Annotated in this window: 16 protein-coding genes; 4 read left to right on the top strand and 12 right to left on the bottom strand. The window is 62.3% G+C overall.

Annotation, left to right across the window (positions count from 1 at the left end; all coding sequences use genetic code 11):
- Both ACK5IR_RS08175 and ACK5IR_RS08180 read right to left on the bottom strand, forming a co-directional pair.
- A partial coding sequence (locus ACK5IR_RS08175; RefSeq protein ID WP_416927739.1) for a molybdopterin-dependent oxidoreductase occupies positions 1–812 on the bottom strand: 812 nt, incomplete at its 3' end.
- Positions 813–829: 17 nt separating this feature from the next.
- Positions 830–3,544: a nitrate/nitrite transporter gene (locus ACK5IR_RS08180; protein ID WP_416927741.1), complete on the bottom strand. Its 2,715-nt coding sequence runs from the start codon at positions 3,542–3,544 to the stop codon at positions 830–832.
- A gap of 251 nt (positions 3,545–3,795) precedes the next feature.
- Here ACK5IR_RS08180 and ACK5IR_RS08185 point away from each other — a divergent pair, with 251 nt between their 5' ends.
- The gene (locus ACK5IR_RS08185) at positions 3,796–4,479 is read left to right on the top strand and encodes a helix-turn-helix domain-containing protein (protein WP_416927745.1); all 684 of its coding nucleotides are present in this window, start codon (positions 3,796–3,798) and stop codon (positions 4,477–4,479) included.
- A gap of 28 nt (positions 4,480–4,507) precedes the next feature.
- Here ACK5IR_RS08185 and ACK5IR_RS08190 read toward each other — a convergent pair whose 3' ends face one another.
- The 7 genes from ACK5IR_RS08190 to ACK5IR_RS08220 all read right to left on the bottom strand — a co-directional run bounded on the left by ACK5IR_RS08190 (position 4,508) and on the right by ACK5IR_RS08220 (position 10,631).
- Positions 4,508–5,578 carry a tellurite resistance/C4-dicarboxylate transporter family protein gene (locus ACK5IR_RS08190; protein ID WP_416927747.1) on the bottom strand — a complete coding sequence of 357 codons (1,071 nt, stop codon included), beginning with the start codon at positions 5,576–5,578 and terminating at the stop codon, positions 4,508–4,510.
- A gap of 4 nt (positions 5,579–5,582) precedes the next feature.
- A complete protein-coding gene (locus ACK5IR_RS08195) occupies positions 5,583–5,948 on the bottom strand; it encodes a hypothetical protein (protein WP_416927749.1) in 366 nt (121 codons plus the stop codon).
- 178 nt (positions 5,949–6,126) lie between these two features.
- Positions 6,127–6,969 carry a transporter substrate-binding domain-containing protein gene (locus tag ACK5IR_RS08200; RefSeq protein ID WP_416927751.1) on the bottom strand — a complete coding sequence of 281 codons (843 nt, stop codon included), beginning with the start codon at positions 6,967–6,969 and terminating at the stop codon, positions 6,127–6,129.
- A gap of 33 nt (positions 6,970–7,002) precedes the next feature.
- Positions 7,003–7,764, bottom strand: coding sequence for an ABC transporter ATP-binding protein (locus ACK5IR_RS08205; protein WP_416927753.1), 762 nt, complete (start codon positions 7,762–7,764; stop codon positions 7,003–7,005).
- The gene (locus ACK5IR_RS08210) at positions 7,761–8,468 is read right to left on the bottom strand and encodes an ABC transporter permease (protein WP_416927755.1); all 708 of its coding nucleotides are present in this window, start codon (positions 8,466–8,468) and stop codon (positions 7,761–7,763) included. Before ACK5IR_RS08210 ends, ACK5IR_RS08205 begins: the two co-directional genes overlap by 4 nt.
- A 3-nt stretch (positions 8,469–8,471) precedes the next feature.
- Positions 8,472–9,188: an ABC transporter permease gene (locus ACK5IR_RS08215; RefSeq protein ID WP_416927757.1), complete on the bottom strand. Its 717-nt coding sequence runs from the start codon at positions 9,186–9,188 to the stop codon at positions 8,472–8,474.
- 15 nt (positions 9,189–9,203) lie between these two features.
- The gene (locus ACK5IR_RS08220; protein ID WP_416927759.1) at positions 9,204–10,631 is read right to left on the bottom strand and encodes a M20 family metallopeptidase; all 1,428 of its coding nucleotides are present in this window, start codon (positions 10,629–10,631) and stop codon (positions 9,204–9,206) included.
- Positions 10,632–10,838: 207 nt separating this feature from the next.
- On the opposite strand from ACK5IR_RS08220, the gene ACK5IR_RS08225 reads away from it, so the two are divergent.
- Entirely contained in the window at positions 10,839–11,444 is a 606-nt protein-coding gene (locus ACK5IR_RS08225; protein ID WP_416927761.1) for a GntR family transcriptional regulator, read from the top strand.
- A gap of 410 nt (positions 11,445–11,854) precedes the next feature.
- Here the strand turns inward: ACK5IR_RS08225 and ACK5IR_RS08230 are convergent, their stop codons facing one another.
- Positions 11,855–12,412: a VOC family protein gene (locus ACK5IR_RS08230; RefSeq protein ID WP_416927763.1), complete on the bottom strand. Its 558-nt coding sequence runs from the start codon at positions 12,410–12,412 to the stop codon at positions 11,855–11,857.
- A 114-nt stretch (positions 12,413–12,526) separates the two neighbouring features.
- Here ACK5IR_RS08230 and ACK5IR_RS08235 point away from each other — a divergent pair, with 114 nt between their 5' ends.
- Complete coding sequence (locus tag ACK5IR_RS08235; RefSeq protein ID WP_416927765.1) at positions 12,527–12,955, top strand: MarR family winged helix-turn-helix transcriptional regulator; 429 nt, start codon at positions 12,527–12,529, stop codon at positions 12,953–12,955.
- Positions 12,956–12,974: 19 nt separating this feature from the next.
- Here ACK5IR_RS08235 and maiA read toward each other — a convergent pair whose 3' ends face one another.
- Both maiA and ACK5IR_RS08245 read right to left on the bottom strand, forming a co-directional pair.
- Positions 12,975–13,595, bottom strand: a complete 621-nt coding sequence (gene maiA, locus ACK5IR_RS08240; protein ID WP_416927767.1) for a maleylacetoacetate isomerase — start codon at positions 13,593–13,595, stop codon at positions 12,975–12,977.
- The gene (locus ACK5IR_RS08245; protein WP_416927769.1) at positions 13,592–14,005 is read right to left on the bottom strand and encodes a MarR family transcriptional regulator; all 414 of its coding nucleotides are present in this window, start codon (positions 14,003–14,005) and stop codon (positions 13,592–13,594) included. The genes maiA and ACK5IR_RS08245 overlap by 4 nt, the downstream gene beginning before the upstream one ends.
- A gap of 154 nt (positions 14,006–14,159) precedes the next feature.
- On the opposite strand from ACK5IR_RS08245, the gene ACK5IR_RS08250 reads away from it, so the two are divergent.
- Positions 14,160–14,498, top strand: a 339-nt coding sequence (locus ACK5IR_RS08250) for a homogentisate 1,2-dioxygenase (RefSeq protein WP_416927771.1), incomplete at its 3' end; no start/stop codon positions are given.

The following is a 14,498-nucleotide window of genomic DNA, read 5'->3' on the forward strand; positions in this document are numbered from 1 at the left end:
ACCTCGGTATAGAAATGCGCATCCGGCGTCCGCGTCTGCGGCACGTTCGAACCCCACAGGATCAGATAGCCCGCGTTGTACCAGTCGGCCGATTCCGGCACGTCGGTCTGTTCGCCCCAGGTCTGCGGACTGGAGGGAGGCAGGTCGCAGTACCAGTCGTAGAACGACATGCAGGTCCCGCCCAGAAGCGACAGGTACCGGGTTCCGGCGGCATAGGAAACCATCGACATCGCCGGGATGGGCGAGAAGCCGAATACCCGGTCGGGGCCATATTTCCGCGCCGTATGGGCATTGGCGGCGGCGACGATCTCGGTTACCTCGTCCCAGCTTGCCCGCACGAAACCGCCCTTGCCGCGGATGCGGGTGTAACTGGCGCGCGCCTGCGGATCGTTCTGGATCGCCTCCCACGCGGCTATGGGCGCCAGCGTCTTGCGCTTGTCACGCCAGAGCCGCATCAGCCGGCCGCGGACAAGCGGTGTCTTCACCCGGTTCGCGCTGTAGAGGTACCAGCTGTAGCTTGCCCCGCGCGCGCAGCCGCGCGGTTCGTGATTAGGCAGGTCGGGACGGGTGCGCGGGTAATCTGTCTGCTGCGTTTCCCAGGTCACGATGTCGGATTTGACATAGATCTTCCACGAACAGGAACCGGTGCAGTTCACCCCATGGGTGGAGCGGACGATCTTGTCGTGGCGCCAGCGCGAGCGGTAGGTGTTTTCCCATGCGCGGCTTTCGGTGGTGGTCTGGCCGAACCCGTCCGCGAACTTGTCCTTGCGGAGCGGTCTCAGAAAGTTCAGGCGATCAAGAAGATGGCTCATCATTAGCTCCCTTCAGGTCATGTTGCCGGGGCGGCCGCCGGGGCGGTGCCGCGTTCGACGTCGTAAAGAACCCCGCCGCGCCGCGTGTAGACCAGCCAGGTCACCGACAGGCAGAGAATGTAGAAGGCGAGGAAGGCCCAGAGCGCGCCCACCGGGCTGCCGGTGAGGGCGATCGAGCTTCCGTATGCCTTGGGAATGAAGAACCCGCCGTAGCCGCCGATGGCGGAGGTAAAGGCGATGATCGCCGCCGATTCCCGCTCGCCCTGGCGGCTGCGCGCTTCGGGCGTGGCGTTCGGCGACAGCCGCAGCACTTCCTTGCGCATGATCGCCGGGATCATCTGGAAGGTCGAGGAATTGCCGACGCCGGTGAAGAAGAAGAGCACCATGAAGGCGGCGAAGAACAGCGCGAAGGAGCCGCTGTTCAGGCCCTGAATGACCCCCAGCACCGACACGATCATCCCGGCGAAGACCCAGAATGTCACCCGGCCGCCACCGACGCGATCCGCCAGCCAGCCGGTTCCGGCGCGCGAGAGCGCGCCGATCAGCGGGCCGAGAAAGGCGAATTGCAGGGCGTTCACATCGGGGAATGCGATCCGCGACAGGAGCGGGAAGCCGGCCGAATAGCCGATGAAGCTGCCGAAGGTTCCGACATAGAGCAGGCACATGATCCAGTTGTGCTTGCGGGTGAAGATCACCGCCTGCTCGCTGAAGCTGGCCTTCGCGTCGGCGATGTCGTTCATCCCGAACCAGGCCGCAAAGGTCGATATGGCGATGAATGGAACCCAGATGAAGCCGGCGTTCTGCATCCAGATCTCGCCGCCGCCGGTCAGTGCCTGCGGTGCCCCGCCAACCGCACCGAAAACCGCGAAGGTGATGACCAGCGGCACGACGAACTGCATCAGCGAGACGCCGAGATTGCCCAGCCCCGCGTTCAGCGCCAGCGCATTGCCCTTTTCGGCGCGCGGGAAGAAGAAGCTGATGTTGGCCATCGACGAGGCGAAGTTCCCGCCCCCGAAACCGCAGAGCAACGCCAGCACCGAGAAGATCAGATAGGGCGTATCCGGATTCTGCACCGCATAGCCGATGCCCATGGCGGGAACGAGAAGCGAGGCGGTCGAAATCGTCGTCCACAGCCGGCCGCCGAAGATCGGCACCATGAAGCTGTAGAAGATGCGCAGCGTCGCACCCGACAGGGCGGGCAAGGCCGCCAGCCAGAAAAGCTGATCCTGGGTGAAATCGAAACCGATTGCCGGCAGTCGCGCGATCACCACCGACCAGACCATCCAGACGGCAAAGGCCAGAATCAGCGCCGGAATGGAAATCCACAGGTTGCGCCGCGCGATCCTGCGGCCCTTCTCGCGCCAGAATACCGGATCCTCCGGCCGCCAGTCCTCGATGACGACGGGCATTCTGGTGCGTTCGGGATCGTGAACCTCGGCAAGTTCGGGGAAGCTCGGCAACCGGTCGAGCGCGGTACCCTGCGCCTTGCGCTCCATCATGCGGATCGACATGTGCATCCACGCCATCGAAACCGCGACGATCAGGAAAAGCAGCACGAAGCACGAGGTCCAGATTCCCGTCACCTCGAGCAATGCGCCAAAGGCGATCGGCAATATGAAACCGCCCAGCCCGCCGATCATCCCCACCAGCCCGCCGACCGCACCGACATGCTCGGGGTAATAGACGGGGATGTGCTTGAACACGGCCGCCTTGCCAAGGCTCATGAAGAAACCGAGCGCGAAGATCGTGATAATGAAAGGGCCGAGGCCCATCGCGGTGGAAAAGGCTATCGGGCCGTAGTTGCCGTGAATGACATAATCGGTCGGCGGATAGGACAGCATGAACAGCAGCACCAGCGAGAAGCCAAGGCACCAGTACATCACTGTCCGTGCGCCGAACCGGTCCGACAACACCCCGCCGTAGGCACGAAACAGGCTGGCCGACAGGCTGAAGACGGCGGCCCCGGTTCCGGCGACGCGGATATCGACCTTGTAGACGTCTTCGAGGTAATGCGGCAGCCAGAGTGCCAGCGCGACGAAGCCGCCGAAGACGAAGAAATAGTAGAGCGAGAAACGCCAGACCTGAATTTTCTTCAGCGGCGCGAATTGCTCGGCAAGGGTTGGGGCCCTGACCCCTTTTGCCCGCCGGGCTGCCAGGCCGGGCTCGTCCTTGGCGAAGATGTAGAAGATGATCCCCATCAGGATGATGGCGGCGGCCCAGACCTCGGCCACCCCCTTCCAGCCCACCGCGACCAGCACGAAAGGCGCAAAGAACTTGGTCACGGCGGCGCCGACGTTGCCCATGCCGAAGATGCCAAGCGCCGTGCCCTGCTGCGAGGGCGGAAACCACTGCGCGACATAGGCCACGCCGATGATGAACGAGCCCCCCGCCAGACCGACACCCAGTGCCGCAAGCAGAAATGTCGCGTAGCTGTCGGCCTGCGTCAGCGCCAGCGTTGCAAGCCCTGCGAGGATCATCTGGATGGAAAACACCAGACGGGCGCCGTACCGCTCGGTCCAGACACCAAGGAACAGCCGCGTAAGCGATCCGGTCAGCACCGGAGTGGCAACAAGCACACCGTATTCGAACTCCGAAAGACCCAGCTCGGTCTTGATCGTCAGGCCGATGATCGAAAACAGCGTCCACACCGCAAAGCAGATGGTGAACGCGACGGTGCTGAGCCACAGGGCCCGTTTCTGATCGCTGCTGGCCGGCAGCTGTGTCGTTGTCATGTTCTGGCTCCGTCTGACCGGCACCGGAATGGTGCCCAAAGCTAGCCAGAGGCATAGGCGCATGAAAGCCGCTGGACTTGACGCAGATCAAATGTAAGGAAAAGGGGACGAAAATCGGACGGCAATTGACAGAAGATATAAACCAAGGCAGCAAAGGATATTTAGCATATCGACATTGGCTCTCATATGAATTGATAAATATCAATTATAGCAAAACCGCATGTCAACGTGATGATGGAAGGGTGCGATTCATGCGCGAAGACGAAAAACCCGGCCTGCGCCGCCTGCCGCTTTTTCGCGAAATGCTGACGCAGACATTCGATGGATTGATGCAGGTGGCCTATGCCCAGATCTTTCCACCCCAGCTCGAACTGTTCCGCCAGGGACAGACGGCCGATTTCCTTCATATCGTCGTCGAAGGGTCGGTCGAGTTGCATGCCGGGTGGAATGGCCGCGAGGTTGTGATGGGGGTTGTCCGGCCCGTTTCGCCCTTCATCCTTGCCGCCTGCGTCCGCGACGTGCCCTATCTGATGTCGGCCCGCACGCTGGAGCGCTCGCGCATCGTGCTGCTGCCCGCGGCCGACCTGCGGGTGGCGATGCGGCGCGACCCGGATCTGGCGATGGCGGCGATGGGCGAACTGGCGGCCGGATACCGGGTCATGGTGCGCCATGCCAAGAACCTGAAATTGCGCCGCGCCCGCGAGAGGCTGGCCGCCTGGATTCTCGATCAGGCGGACGGCGCCTCCTGTCTGAAGCTGCCGGTCGAGAAACGGCATCTGGCCTCATATCTGGGGATCACGGCGGAAAGCCTTTCGCGAACCATACGCTCGCTGGAACGCGAAGGTATCAAGGTGGATGGAGCGCGCATCATTGTCACCGATGCCGAAAAACTGAAAAGGGTCGCCCAGCCCGACCCGCTGATGGATACCCCCTGACCCCCGGCCGCATTCCGGCCGATTCGCCTCAGGATGCGCCGCTGGTGTCTGCCGGGGCGAGGTTGGCGGCAATCCGCCGGATCAGCCCCGCCACGGCCAGAACCCACGCCGTCAGCGCCACATAGACAAAACTCGCCGGTATCGGGCCGAGGAAATCGTAGCCCATGGCGCGGGCGAACTGAAATGTGCTCGTCGTGTACATGCCGAGCGGAAAGACCATGCCCCAGACGGCGGGTTCATAGCGGAACCGGTCCCTTTTCCACAGGTAGCGCCAGATCATCAGCGAGAAGAGAAACGGTATCCACCATGTGGCCGTTGCCCAGAAAAAGAACGTGAACCCGCGGATGAACGGCAGGAGGGGGCCGAGAAGCGGCCACGCATCTCCGCGCAGGATCAGCAGCGAGCCCGCCAGCGCCGAGATCGCCACCGCGCCCATGTTGATCCAGTAGGGCGGGCTGAACTCCTCGTGGCTCAGGGCGACGAAGGTCAGCCGATAGAATATCAGCGGAATGATCGCCAGATAGAGCATCGAGCCGATCATGAACATCGCGACCATCTGGAACTGGATCACCTGATTCGGGGCGGTGGCATCGATCGTCGCGCGAAGCACCACGATCGACTGGGTGGCGACCGACGCGATAAGCCAGGCACCGTTGATGCCGCGTGCCAGCGACGGCTTTGTTGCGCGCACCGTGACAGCGGTAAAGAAAGTGTACATCAATACGAACCACAGCCCCGCACCCAGCCACCACAGCGCCAGTGCCACGTCGCGCGCGCCCAGAACGACCATGTTCTGCGTTCCCAGCACGCAGGTTCCCGCCACCAGCGTGAAGAACCCCGGCGCACGCTGATGGTCGAAGAGGTCGCGCATCAGAAGGCCGGGATAGCGCAGGATGCGGATCAGCGTCAGCAGGCAGAGGATCGGATAGGCGATCCAGTTGACCGCCACCAGCATCAGGGCGATGGGCCGCATTCCGAGAATCTGACATGCGATCGAGATTACCCCGGTTGCCATGACCAGCGCGAAATACCCCGGAAACAGCAGACGCGCGCCGTGATCGAGAGCCCCGACCGGACCACGGATTTTCCCTGAGCCCATCGTTTTACTTTCCGGCATATCTGACCAGCAATTCGAGTTGCAGGAACGATAGCACGAAGATGCTGTTCAATGCCCAGACAACCGTCAGCCATCGCGCAAGCGTCCCCCAATAGGGGTGGGCATTCGCCGAATTGCGCCAGATCGCGACCAGAATCCACATCGTATAGATCGCACCGACAGGGATCAGCGCCTGTTCCAGGCCTGTCCGCCCGTTCATGCTGGCCACGATGTATTGCAGGATCAGCCCGGTGCTGACCAGCACGCCATACCCCCAGAAGACAGTCGCAAGGCGGCTTTCGCCATGCCACACCCGCGCTTCGGGTTCAAGGAAGCGCCACAGGATGGTTTGATGCCGTTTCTCTCGAATCATCGTCACCACCGGAATACCACCGAAAGCCGGAAACGGCTTCCCGGCACCATTTACCCCTATACCCTGACAATATAGTCATGCGGCTCCAGAATGGTTCAGAAATCTGAACCGCCGCCTCTCGCCTTCGGCGCGAACGCGTTCCCCGGTACAGGATGCTTCAACGTAAGGTCGAAACGCTCTAGTAGACGGTCACGTCGAAACCGAACCACTTTTCGGCCAGCTTCCTGGTCGTTCCGTCCGCCTTGGCCTCGCTCAGCGCCTTGTCGAACATCTCCTTCAACTCGCCATCCTCCTTGCGCAGGCCCACGGCGCTGCCGCGCCCGAGCATGCCACCCTGAAAGCGCGGGCCGACCATGATCATTCCGGCATCCGGGTTGTCCTTGATCGTGGTCATCAGATAGGCGGGCGAGGCCATCACCACATCGATCCGGCCTGATTGCAGGTCGAGATCATGCTGCTCGGTGGTCTTGTACTCGCGGACCTCGGCGATATCGCCGAAGTTTTCCTCGATGAAGCGCGCGCCAATGGAAGAACCCTGCACACCGATCACCTTGCCCTCAAGGAGCGGACGAAGTTCTGCAACCGTTGCTTTCGCACCGTCGGGATTGGTCACGAGCGAGAAAAGCTCGCCCTGATGCGGCAGATCGGCAAGGGGGCCATCCTTCATCACGCCAAAGCTCTGGCCGGTCGAGCCATAGGACTGGCTGAAGGCGATGACCTTCTCGCGCTCCTCCGTTGCGGACATGCCGGACATGATCGCATCGTACTTGCCTGCGAGCAGGCCGGGGATCATCCCGTCCCAGTTCTGCGCAACCAGCGTGCATTCGACCTTCATCCGCGTGCAGAGATCGGCATAGAGATCGACCTCGTAGCCGCCCAGCGAGCCGTCCGGATTGGTCAGGTTCCACGGCGCGAAGGCGCCCTCCGTCGCAATGGTGACTTTCTCCCAATCCTTGGCGCCCGCAGCGTCGGCTGCAATCGCAAGGCCGAGCGCGAGTGCGAGCTTGGTGGCAGATTTCATCTTGAGGCTCCTTCTGTTGCTGATCGTTCGGGGTCAGGAAGTGGTGAACTGGCGGAAGCGCTCTGTGCCGCCACCGTCGAAAAGAGTTCCGGGAGGGCCCTCGCAGTCAATCCGACCCTGATGCAGGAAGACGACGCGGCTGGAGATATCGCGGGCAAAACCCATTTCGTGGGTTACAACCAGCATGGTGCGTCCCTCACTGGCCAGACCCCGCATCACGCGCAGCACTTCACCCACGAGTTCGGGATCAAGCGCGGAGGTGGGTTCGTCGAACAGCAGCACGTCGGGGTGCATCGCGAGCACGCGCGCAATCGCGGCGCGCTGTTGCTGGCCACCGGAGAGTTGCGCCGGCCAGGCGTCGTGTTTCTCGGCGATGCCGACCTTGTCGAGCAGCGCCATCGCCTCGTCGCACACCTCCGCCCGCTCGCGGCCCTGCACATGGATCGGGCCCTCCATGACGTTTTCGAGAATCGTCTTGTGCGACCAGAGGTTGAAGGACTGGAATACCATGCCGACCCGTGCCCGCAGCGCCTGCACCCGGCGCGGATCGGCGGGGCGCGGCTGGCCCGAGCGGTCCCGGGTCATCTCGATCTTCTCACTGCCGATCCAGATTTCGCCCGAGGTTGGCGTCTCCAGCAGGTTGATACAGCGCAGCATGGTCGACTTGCCGGAGCCCGACGAGCCGAGAATCGACACGACCTCTCCCAGATGCGCCGTCAGGTCGATGCCGCACAGCACCGCGTGGGAGCCGAACGACTTGTGCAGATCGTGGACGCGGATGGCGGCATGGTTCATGCTGCGGCTCCTTCGGCACGGTACGGGCGCAGATGCGCGGTCAGCCGGTGGTCGAGCAGGGCGACAAGCCGGGTCAGGACGAAGTTGATCGCCAGATAGACGGCGCCGGCGGCAGCGAAAACCTCGACCACGCGATAGGTTTCCGAGATCAGCTTGGCGGCAATCCCGGTGATCTCCATCAACGTGATGATCGAGGTGAGCGAGGTCGCCTTGACCAGCAGAACAAGCTCGTTGCCGTAGGCGGGCAGCGCCTGCCGGATGGCCTGCGGCAGGACGATGCGGCGAAAGGCAAGCAGGGGGGACATGCCGCAGGCGCGCGCCGCCTCGATCTGGCCGGAGGGTACCGATTGCAGCCCGCCCCGCACGATCTCCGAGCCATAGGCGCCGGTATTGAGTGAAAGGGACAGGATGGCGCACCAGAAGGGTTCGCGCAGGAAAGGCCAGAGGAAGCTCTGGCGTACCGCATCGAACTGGCTCAGCCCGTAATAAATGAGGAAAATCTGAACCAGAAGCGGTGTGCCGCGAAAGACGAAGACATAGAAACGCGCCAGTGCCTGCAACGGCGCGGGTCCCCAGAGCCGAGCGGTGGCGATGGCGGTGGCTATCAGCAGGCCGATGGATGTGGCGAGTGTGGCCAGCAGGAGTGTAAGCGGAATGCCGTGCGAGAGGGTGACCAGGGTTTCCCGGAGGAAGGCGAAATCCATGTGCTATCTCCTCACGCCGCGGTTTGCGTGGCGCTCGGCCCGGTTCAGGATCAGCCCCGAGCCCCATGTGATGACAAGAAAGAGGACAGCCGAGGCAAAGAAAAAATAGAACGGCTGGCGGGTTGAACCGGCACCGATCTGGGCCTGCCGGACCAGTTCAACCACCCCGGTTACGGAAACGAGCGCGCTTTCCTTGAGCGTGATCTGCCAGACATTCCCCATGCCGGGCAGCGCGTGCCGCGCCGTCAGCGGCAGGATGATGCGCCGGAAGAGCATCAGCCGCGACATGCCGACGGCGAGCCCGGCCTCGATCTCTCCCACCGCCACGGCACGATAGGCGCCGCGATAGACCTCTGCATGCTGGGCCGCCGAAACAATGCCGATCGCCATGGAGCCCGCGGCAAATCCCGGCAGATCGACAAAGCCCTCATAACCCAGACCACGCGCCATCCGTGTCAGCAGGATCGAGCCGCCGAAATAGAAAAGATAGATCACCAGCAGATCGGGAATGCCGCGCAGCACCGTGGTATAGGTACCGGCGAAGCCGCGCAGGAGGCGCCCGCCCGAGATCCTGGCCCAGGCAAGCAGCATACCGAGACAACTGCCGATGACATATCCGGTTCCGGCAACCGCGATGGTCATCAGCGCGGCCGTCAGCAGCGCAGGGCCCCAGCCCGCCGGGCCGAAACCCATCAGTTCGAAAAAGCCCGGCTTATCCATGGCTGCCCGCCCCGCTCACCCGGCGGCTTTCGGAAAATCGGGCATCACGCCGTCGGGGATCGGATTGACGAAGGGGCGACCTGCGCGGCGGCGTTCGAAATCCTTCCGTGCGGCGGCAATATTGGCCGGATTCTCGAAAAGCGCGCGTGCGGTCGCGGCCATGATCTTGGCGGCGTGAACCATGCCCTTGTGGGCGATGCCCGACTGCCCTTGCGCAACCAGTTGCCAGCTATGGCCGGGCGTACCGATTGCATAGGTCGCGCCGCGCGCCTGCACGGTCGGGACCACCCAGCTCACGGTGCCGACATCGGTGGAACCGATGCCGACTCCGCCACCCGCGCTCAGGGGGGCGATGAAATCGCACAGCGGCAGGTCCATGCGCGGCCCGACGCCGAAACGTGTAAAGGCCGCGCGGATGTCCTGTGGTGTCAGCGTCGCACGTATCGTCTCGGCGAAACGGCGGTCGCCGGCATCGAAAACCGGCGGGCCGAGGCGTTCGAACTGCGCCTGCATCAGCGCCTCGAGCGGTGTGTTGCCGATCAGGTTGCCATCGCCCGAAAGCACGCGGTCGCGGACCCGGGTCTCGGTCATCAGCGCCGCACCCTGCGCGATCCTGCGGATACGCTCGACCAGTGGCGCCAGTTCATCAAGCGCGCGCGCACGTATCAGGTAACGCACGGAAGCATGGGCCTGAACCACGTTCGGTGCGGCGCCGCCGCCGTCGATCAGCGCGTAGTGAATCCGCGCCGAGGAGGGCATATGCTCGCGCATGTAATTGGCGCCGACATTCATCAACTCGACCGCATCGAGCGCAGAACGGCCGAGTTCGGGTGAGGCCGCAGCGTGGGACGCCGTGCCCTCGAACTCGAACAGGATCTCGTTGCAGGCCAGCGACACCGGCGGATTCACCGCTGCGAGCGGCGCCGGATGCCAGGAAATGACGATGTCGACATCTTCGAAGATGCCCTCGCGCACCATGAAGCCCTTGGCCGATCCACCCTCTTCGGCCGGGCAGCCGACGTAGCGGATGCGCCCCGGAACGCCCGTTTCCGCGAGCCAGTCCTTGATGGCTGCCGCCGCCAGCATTGCACCGGCACCAAGCAGGTTATGTCCGCAGCCATGGCCTGCGGCGCCTTCTTTCACCGGCCGCTTTTCCGCAATGCCGGCCTGCTGGCTCAGCCCCGGCAGAGCGTCATATTCGCCCAGGATGGCGATGACAGGCCCATCAGTGCCGGCCTCCCCCATTATGGCTGTCGGCAGACCCGCGACAGCATGAGTGATACGGAAGCCCTCGACCTCGAGCATGCTGCGATGTTCGGCACAGGCGGCGTATTCGGTGTAATTGGTCTCTGGCTTTGCCCAGATCCGGTCCGACATGGCAGTGTACAGGGCCTGCCTGTCGTCGACCTTGTGCCAGATTGCGTCATCGTTGTGCCGACTCATCCGAATGTCACCTACACACATCAACCCAATTGCAAATTGGCACCAATTTTGCCGTGCATGGCAAGCATTGTCTTTGATGGTACGGAAATAACCCGGGGCAGGGGGCCGAAGTGTGCGGTTTTGCAGCAGACTTGCATCCGTCGGCAGCCGATCCATCATTTGTCTGGCGAATGTCGGTAACATCGACGAGGATGATCGAAGCAAACCATGAGCAGCGAAGCAGAACGAGTGGCCGACTGCCTTGCGCGGGACTTGCGTGCCGGCGTTTTCTCGCCCGGTTCGTGGCTCAAGCAGATCGAGCTTCAGAAGCGCTATGAAACCGGGCGTGCACCGGTTCGCAAGGCGCTTGAGGCGATGGCCGGGCGGCGATTGATTCGGTATGAGAAGAACCGCGGGTATTTTGTCCATCCCGCGGATGACGAAGACACTCTGCGCATCCTTGATCTTCGGATCGTATTGGAGACCGGTTTCGCCAGGGCGATCTGCGATGGGGCAACATCCGACAGGCTCCTGCGGCTGGAGGACCTGGCCCGGACCTTTGCGTCACTGGCAGCGACAGGTAGCTATGACCGACTCTACGAAGCCAATCTAGCATTTCACCGTGCACTTCTGGCATGTGCGGGAAACAAGCACCTGATCGCCCTGGTAGACGAACTGCGCCTGCGTACCTCTCCGGCCCCCGCTTCCCAATGGCGCAGCGGCCGCGCGCGCATCGCAAGATCGGCGGATGAGCATGAAATGATGCTCGCGGCAGTCCGCGACCATGACGCTACGACACTGGCGCAACTGATGCACCTGCATATATTGCAATAGCGAGTGATCTGCGACTTGATCTGGTTCCGACCCGCGAACACCATGCAGGCCCGCAGCGTGACAATGGCCGCATCACGAGGCCGGATACATGTCAGCACCCGACACCGCGCCAAATTGCTTCAAAAACCCTCGTGCGCAAGGGGCGGTTATACATGTTGCATAAATCGGGTGAGGGATTCATCTTGTGAATCCAGTATGCTAGCTGCCCAGCATGAGTGGGCCTCCTAAGACGACCCGCAAGACCATCATTCGCGCGCGACGCGTTCCAGCGACTGCCCTCAGGCAAGCGGCAAGGTTTCACGTCCCTCCGGATGGCACTTTATCCGCAACAGGTTTTGTCCATTCGGATGCGGTAGGCCGTGGCGCCGGCAGTCGTTCGCCGGGCCACGGCGGCGAGAAAGGGCTGTTGGTCAGATTTTTCCCAGTTCCCTGGCGTGCAGCCAGTCGGCATGTTTGGGGGCCTTCTTCGTTCGGGACCACTCATCCAGCATATCCCATTTCACGGCATCGAGCTTCCGGAGCATTTCTTCCTCCTCCGGGTCCGGGCAGGCGAGTTCGACGCGATGCCCGTTGGGGTCGAAGAAGTAGATCGAGTGGAAGATCGAATGGTCGGTGACACCGAGAACCTCTACGCCATTCGCCTCGAGGTGTTCCCTGAAGGCGACGAGCGTGTCGCGGTCCTTGACCTTGAAGGCGATGTGCTGGACCCATTTGGGCGTGTTCGGGTCGCGCCCCATTTCAGGCTTCGTCGGCAGTTCAAAAAAGGCAAGCACGTTGCCGTTCCCGGCATCCAGGAACAGATGCATGTAGGGGTCGGGCTCGTGGGTTGACGGCACATGGTCTTCCGCAATGGCCAGCACGAAGTCCATGTTGAGCATCTTCGTGTAGAACTCCACCGTCTCCCTGGCGTCCTTGCAGCGGTAAGCGACGTGGTGGATCCGGTCGATCTTGAGTGGGTATGCGTTCATGGCGATGGCCTCCCTGTCGTTGCACTTGTAATGAATATGTGATTCTCTTAGAGCAGAACCCGAGCCGAATCAACTCGTTTCATTTGAAACAACAAAATGGTGGGAACCAGTGCCATGGAACTTGGAGGCTTCTTCCCGTACAGGCTCGCGGTTGCGTCAGAGGCATTTTCCCGGCAACTGACAGAGGTCTACCGACGCGGATACGGCTTGTCGCGGGAGGAGTGGCGTCTGCTGTTCCTTCTGGCAAACGAGGAAAGCGTTACCTCCCTCGAACTGAGCCGCCGTACGACGCTCGACAAGGTCCAGGTCACCCGTGCGGCTCAACGGCTGGAAAACAAGGGACTGATCGACCGAAACACTCCGCAGGAGGATCGGCGGCTCCGGATCTACCGGTGCACGCCCGACGGCCGGTCCCTTTTCCGGAGGGTCCTTCCGGAGGTCGAGGCCCGTGCAAAGCGGATCCTGGACGCCATGACACAGGAAGATCGCGCCGCGCTGGAGCGCGGGCTGGCGGCGCTCCTGGCAGCCGCCATGGGAGAGTGATCCCGGGTCAAGATCGATCTTAGCAATTGGCGCAGAAATCCGGATGTGCCGCAGCAAAGGCGGGTAGCTTCTCCAGCGCCGCTTCGATCCGTCGGATCCCCGGCATCGGTTCCAGATCCACGCCCCACCGACGCGCATTGTAGAGCTGCGGCACGAGGCAGATGTCGGCAAGGGTCACACGGCTGCCGTAGCAGTAGTCGCTGTCGCCGACCATGCGCTCGAAGGCCACCAGCCCCCTGGCCATGAAGTGCCGTATCCAGCTCTCCATCGTGATTCCCCCACCGGATTCCGCGACCGCGTATTTTGCCACCAAGAGGTTGCAGACCGGGTGGATCTCCATGGCGATTGCATGGGACAATGCCCGGATGCGAGCGCCGTCGAGCGGCGTATCGCCCAGCAGGCCCATGTTTCGCGTTTCATCGAGATACTCGATGATCGCCAGCGACTGAGTCATGACCTCGCCGTCCAGCCACACCACCGGCACAAGACCCTGCGGGTTCAGTTCCATGTGAGACGGCGAGCGTTGTGCACCCTCCATCAGGTTCACGGAGATGCTTTCCCATTCGAGTCCTGACAGCCCCAGGGCAATCCGCACGCGATAGCTCGCCGACGAGCGCCAATAGTCATGCAAGGTGATCATCTCTGTTCCTCCAGAATCCTGTCGATGGCGGACCCGAAACAGTCGAAGCTCTCGCCGAGTTTTCTTTCGATCTCCGCTTGGTGTGCCGTTGTCACGGGCAGCAAGTCGGCCATCAGCGCCACGTCGCCCTGCGTCAGCGACAGGTGAACCGGGCGCCTGACCCGCGAGTTGACCCGCACCTTGTCCATCGCCACGCGCACCTCGATATCGCCAACCGATGCACCGCCTGCGAGCGCCAAATGTACCGGCACGCGCCAATCGGGAACCGAAATGTCAAATTTCTTCCGATAGTCGCGCGCGAACCGCTCACCCGGCAGTTGTGCCGCACCGGCAACCCGACAGGGGGTGAACCGGTTCAGGCCGAACGCGGCCAGTTCCGGATACGGCGATTCGACGGAATTTTCTTTCATTTTCAGTACCCTTGCAAAGGGCGTGACAATGCCTTTGCCAGATTCATTTCATCAGCAACAAAAAAGCTTGACTTGGTTACGATTGCAACCAATTTTATCTGCCAAGCCGATTCCGACAGGATCGTGATCGCCACCGAAACCCAGGGAGGCCCCCATGAATGAACGCTCCAAGTTTTCGAGCCTGACCAGCGCCGCCACCCCTGTCGGAACCGTGGCTGGCTACATGCCCGGCTTCGGCAACGATTTCGAGACAGAGGCGCTGCCCGGTGCCCTGCCGCAGGGCATGAACAGCCCGCAAAAAGCCGCCTACGGGCTTTACGGCGAGCAGCTTTCCGGCACCGCCTTCACCGCGCCCAGCCATCAGAACGAACGCACCTGGTGTTACCGGATCCGGCCGTCGGTCAAGCATGTCGGCCGGTTCACCAGGATCGGCGTGCCCTATTGGAAATCTGCGCCGAACGTCGATCCCGACGTGATCTCGCTGGGTCAGTAC

Source organism: Tropicimonas sp., assembly GCF_047971885.1.
Lineage (GTDB): Bacteria > Pseudomonadota > Alphaproteobacteria > Rhodobacterales > Rhodobacteraceae > Tropicimonas.

Bases quoted from the DNA above. Each gene is read 5' to 3' on its own strand.
- ACK5IR_RS08180 (WP_416927741.1), bottom strand. From the start codon at position 3,544: ATGACAACGACACAGCTGCCGGCCAGCAGCGATCAGAAACGGGCCCTG.
- ACK5IR_RS08185 (WP_416927745.1), top strand. From the start codon at position 3,796: ATGCGCGAAGACGAAAAACCCGGCCTGCGCCGCCTGCCGCTTTTTCGC.
- ACK5IR_RS08190 (WP_416927747.1), bottom strand. From the start codon at position 5,578: ATGGGCTCAGGGAAAATCCGTGGTCCGGTCGGGGCTCTCGATCACGGC.
- ACK5IR_RS08195 (WP_416927749.1), bottom strand. From the start codon at position 5,948: ATGATTCGAGAGAAACGGCATCAAACCATCCTGTGGCGCTTCCTTGAA.
- ACK5IR_RS08200 (WP_416927751.1), bottom strand. From the start codon at position 6,969: ATGAAATCTGCCACCAAGCTCGCACTCGCGCTCGGCCTTGCGATTGCA.
- ACK5IR_RS08205 (WP_416927753.1), bottom strand. From the start codon at position 7,764: ATGAACCATGCCGCCATCCGCGTCCACGATCTGCACAAGTCGTTCGGC.
- ACK5IR_RS08210 (WP_416927755.1), bottom strand. From the start codon at position 8,468: ATGGATTTCGCCTTCCTCCGGGAAACCCTGGTCACCCTCTCGCACGGC.
- ACK5IR_RS08215 (WP_416927757.1), bottom strand. From the start codon at position 9,188: ATGGATAAGCCGGGCTTTTTCGAACTGATGGGTTTCGGCCCGGCGGGC.
- ACK5IR_RS08220 (WP_416927759.1), bottom strand. From the start codon at position 10,631: ATGAGTCGGCACAACGATGACGCAATCTGGCACAAGGTCGACGACAGG.
- ACK5IR_RS08225 (WP_416927761.1), top strand. From the start codon at position 10,839: ATGAGCAGCGAAGCAGAACGAGTGGCCGACTGCCTTGCGCGGGACTTG.
- ACK5IR_RS08230 (WP_416927763.1), bottom strand. From the start codon at position 12,412: ATGAACGCATACCCACTCAAGATCGACCGGATCCACCACGTCGCTTAC.
- ACK5IR_RS08235 (WP_416927765.1), top strand. From the start codon at position 12,527: ATGGAACTTGGAGGCTTCTTCCCGTACAGGCTCGCGGTTGCGTCAGAG.
- maiA (WP_416927767.1), bottom strand. From the start codon at position 13,595: ATGATCACCTTGCATGACTATTGGCGCTCGTCGGCGAGCTATCGCGTG.
- ACK5IR_RS08245 (WP_416927769.1), bottom strand. From the start codon at position 14,005: ATGAAAGAAAATTCCGTCGAATCGCCGTATCCGGAACTGGCCGCGTTC.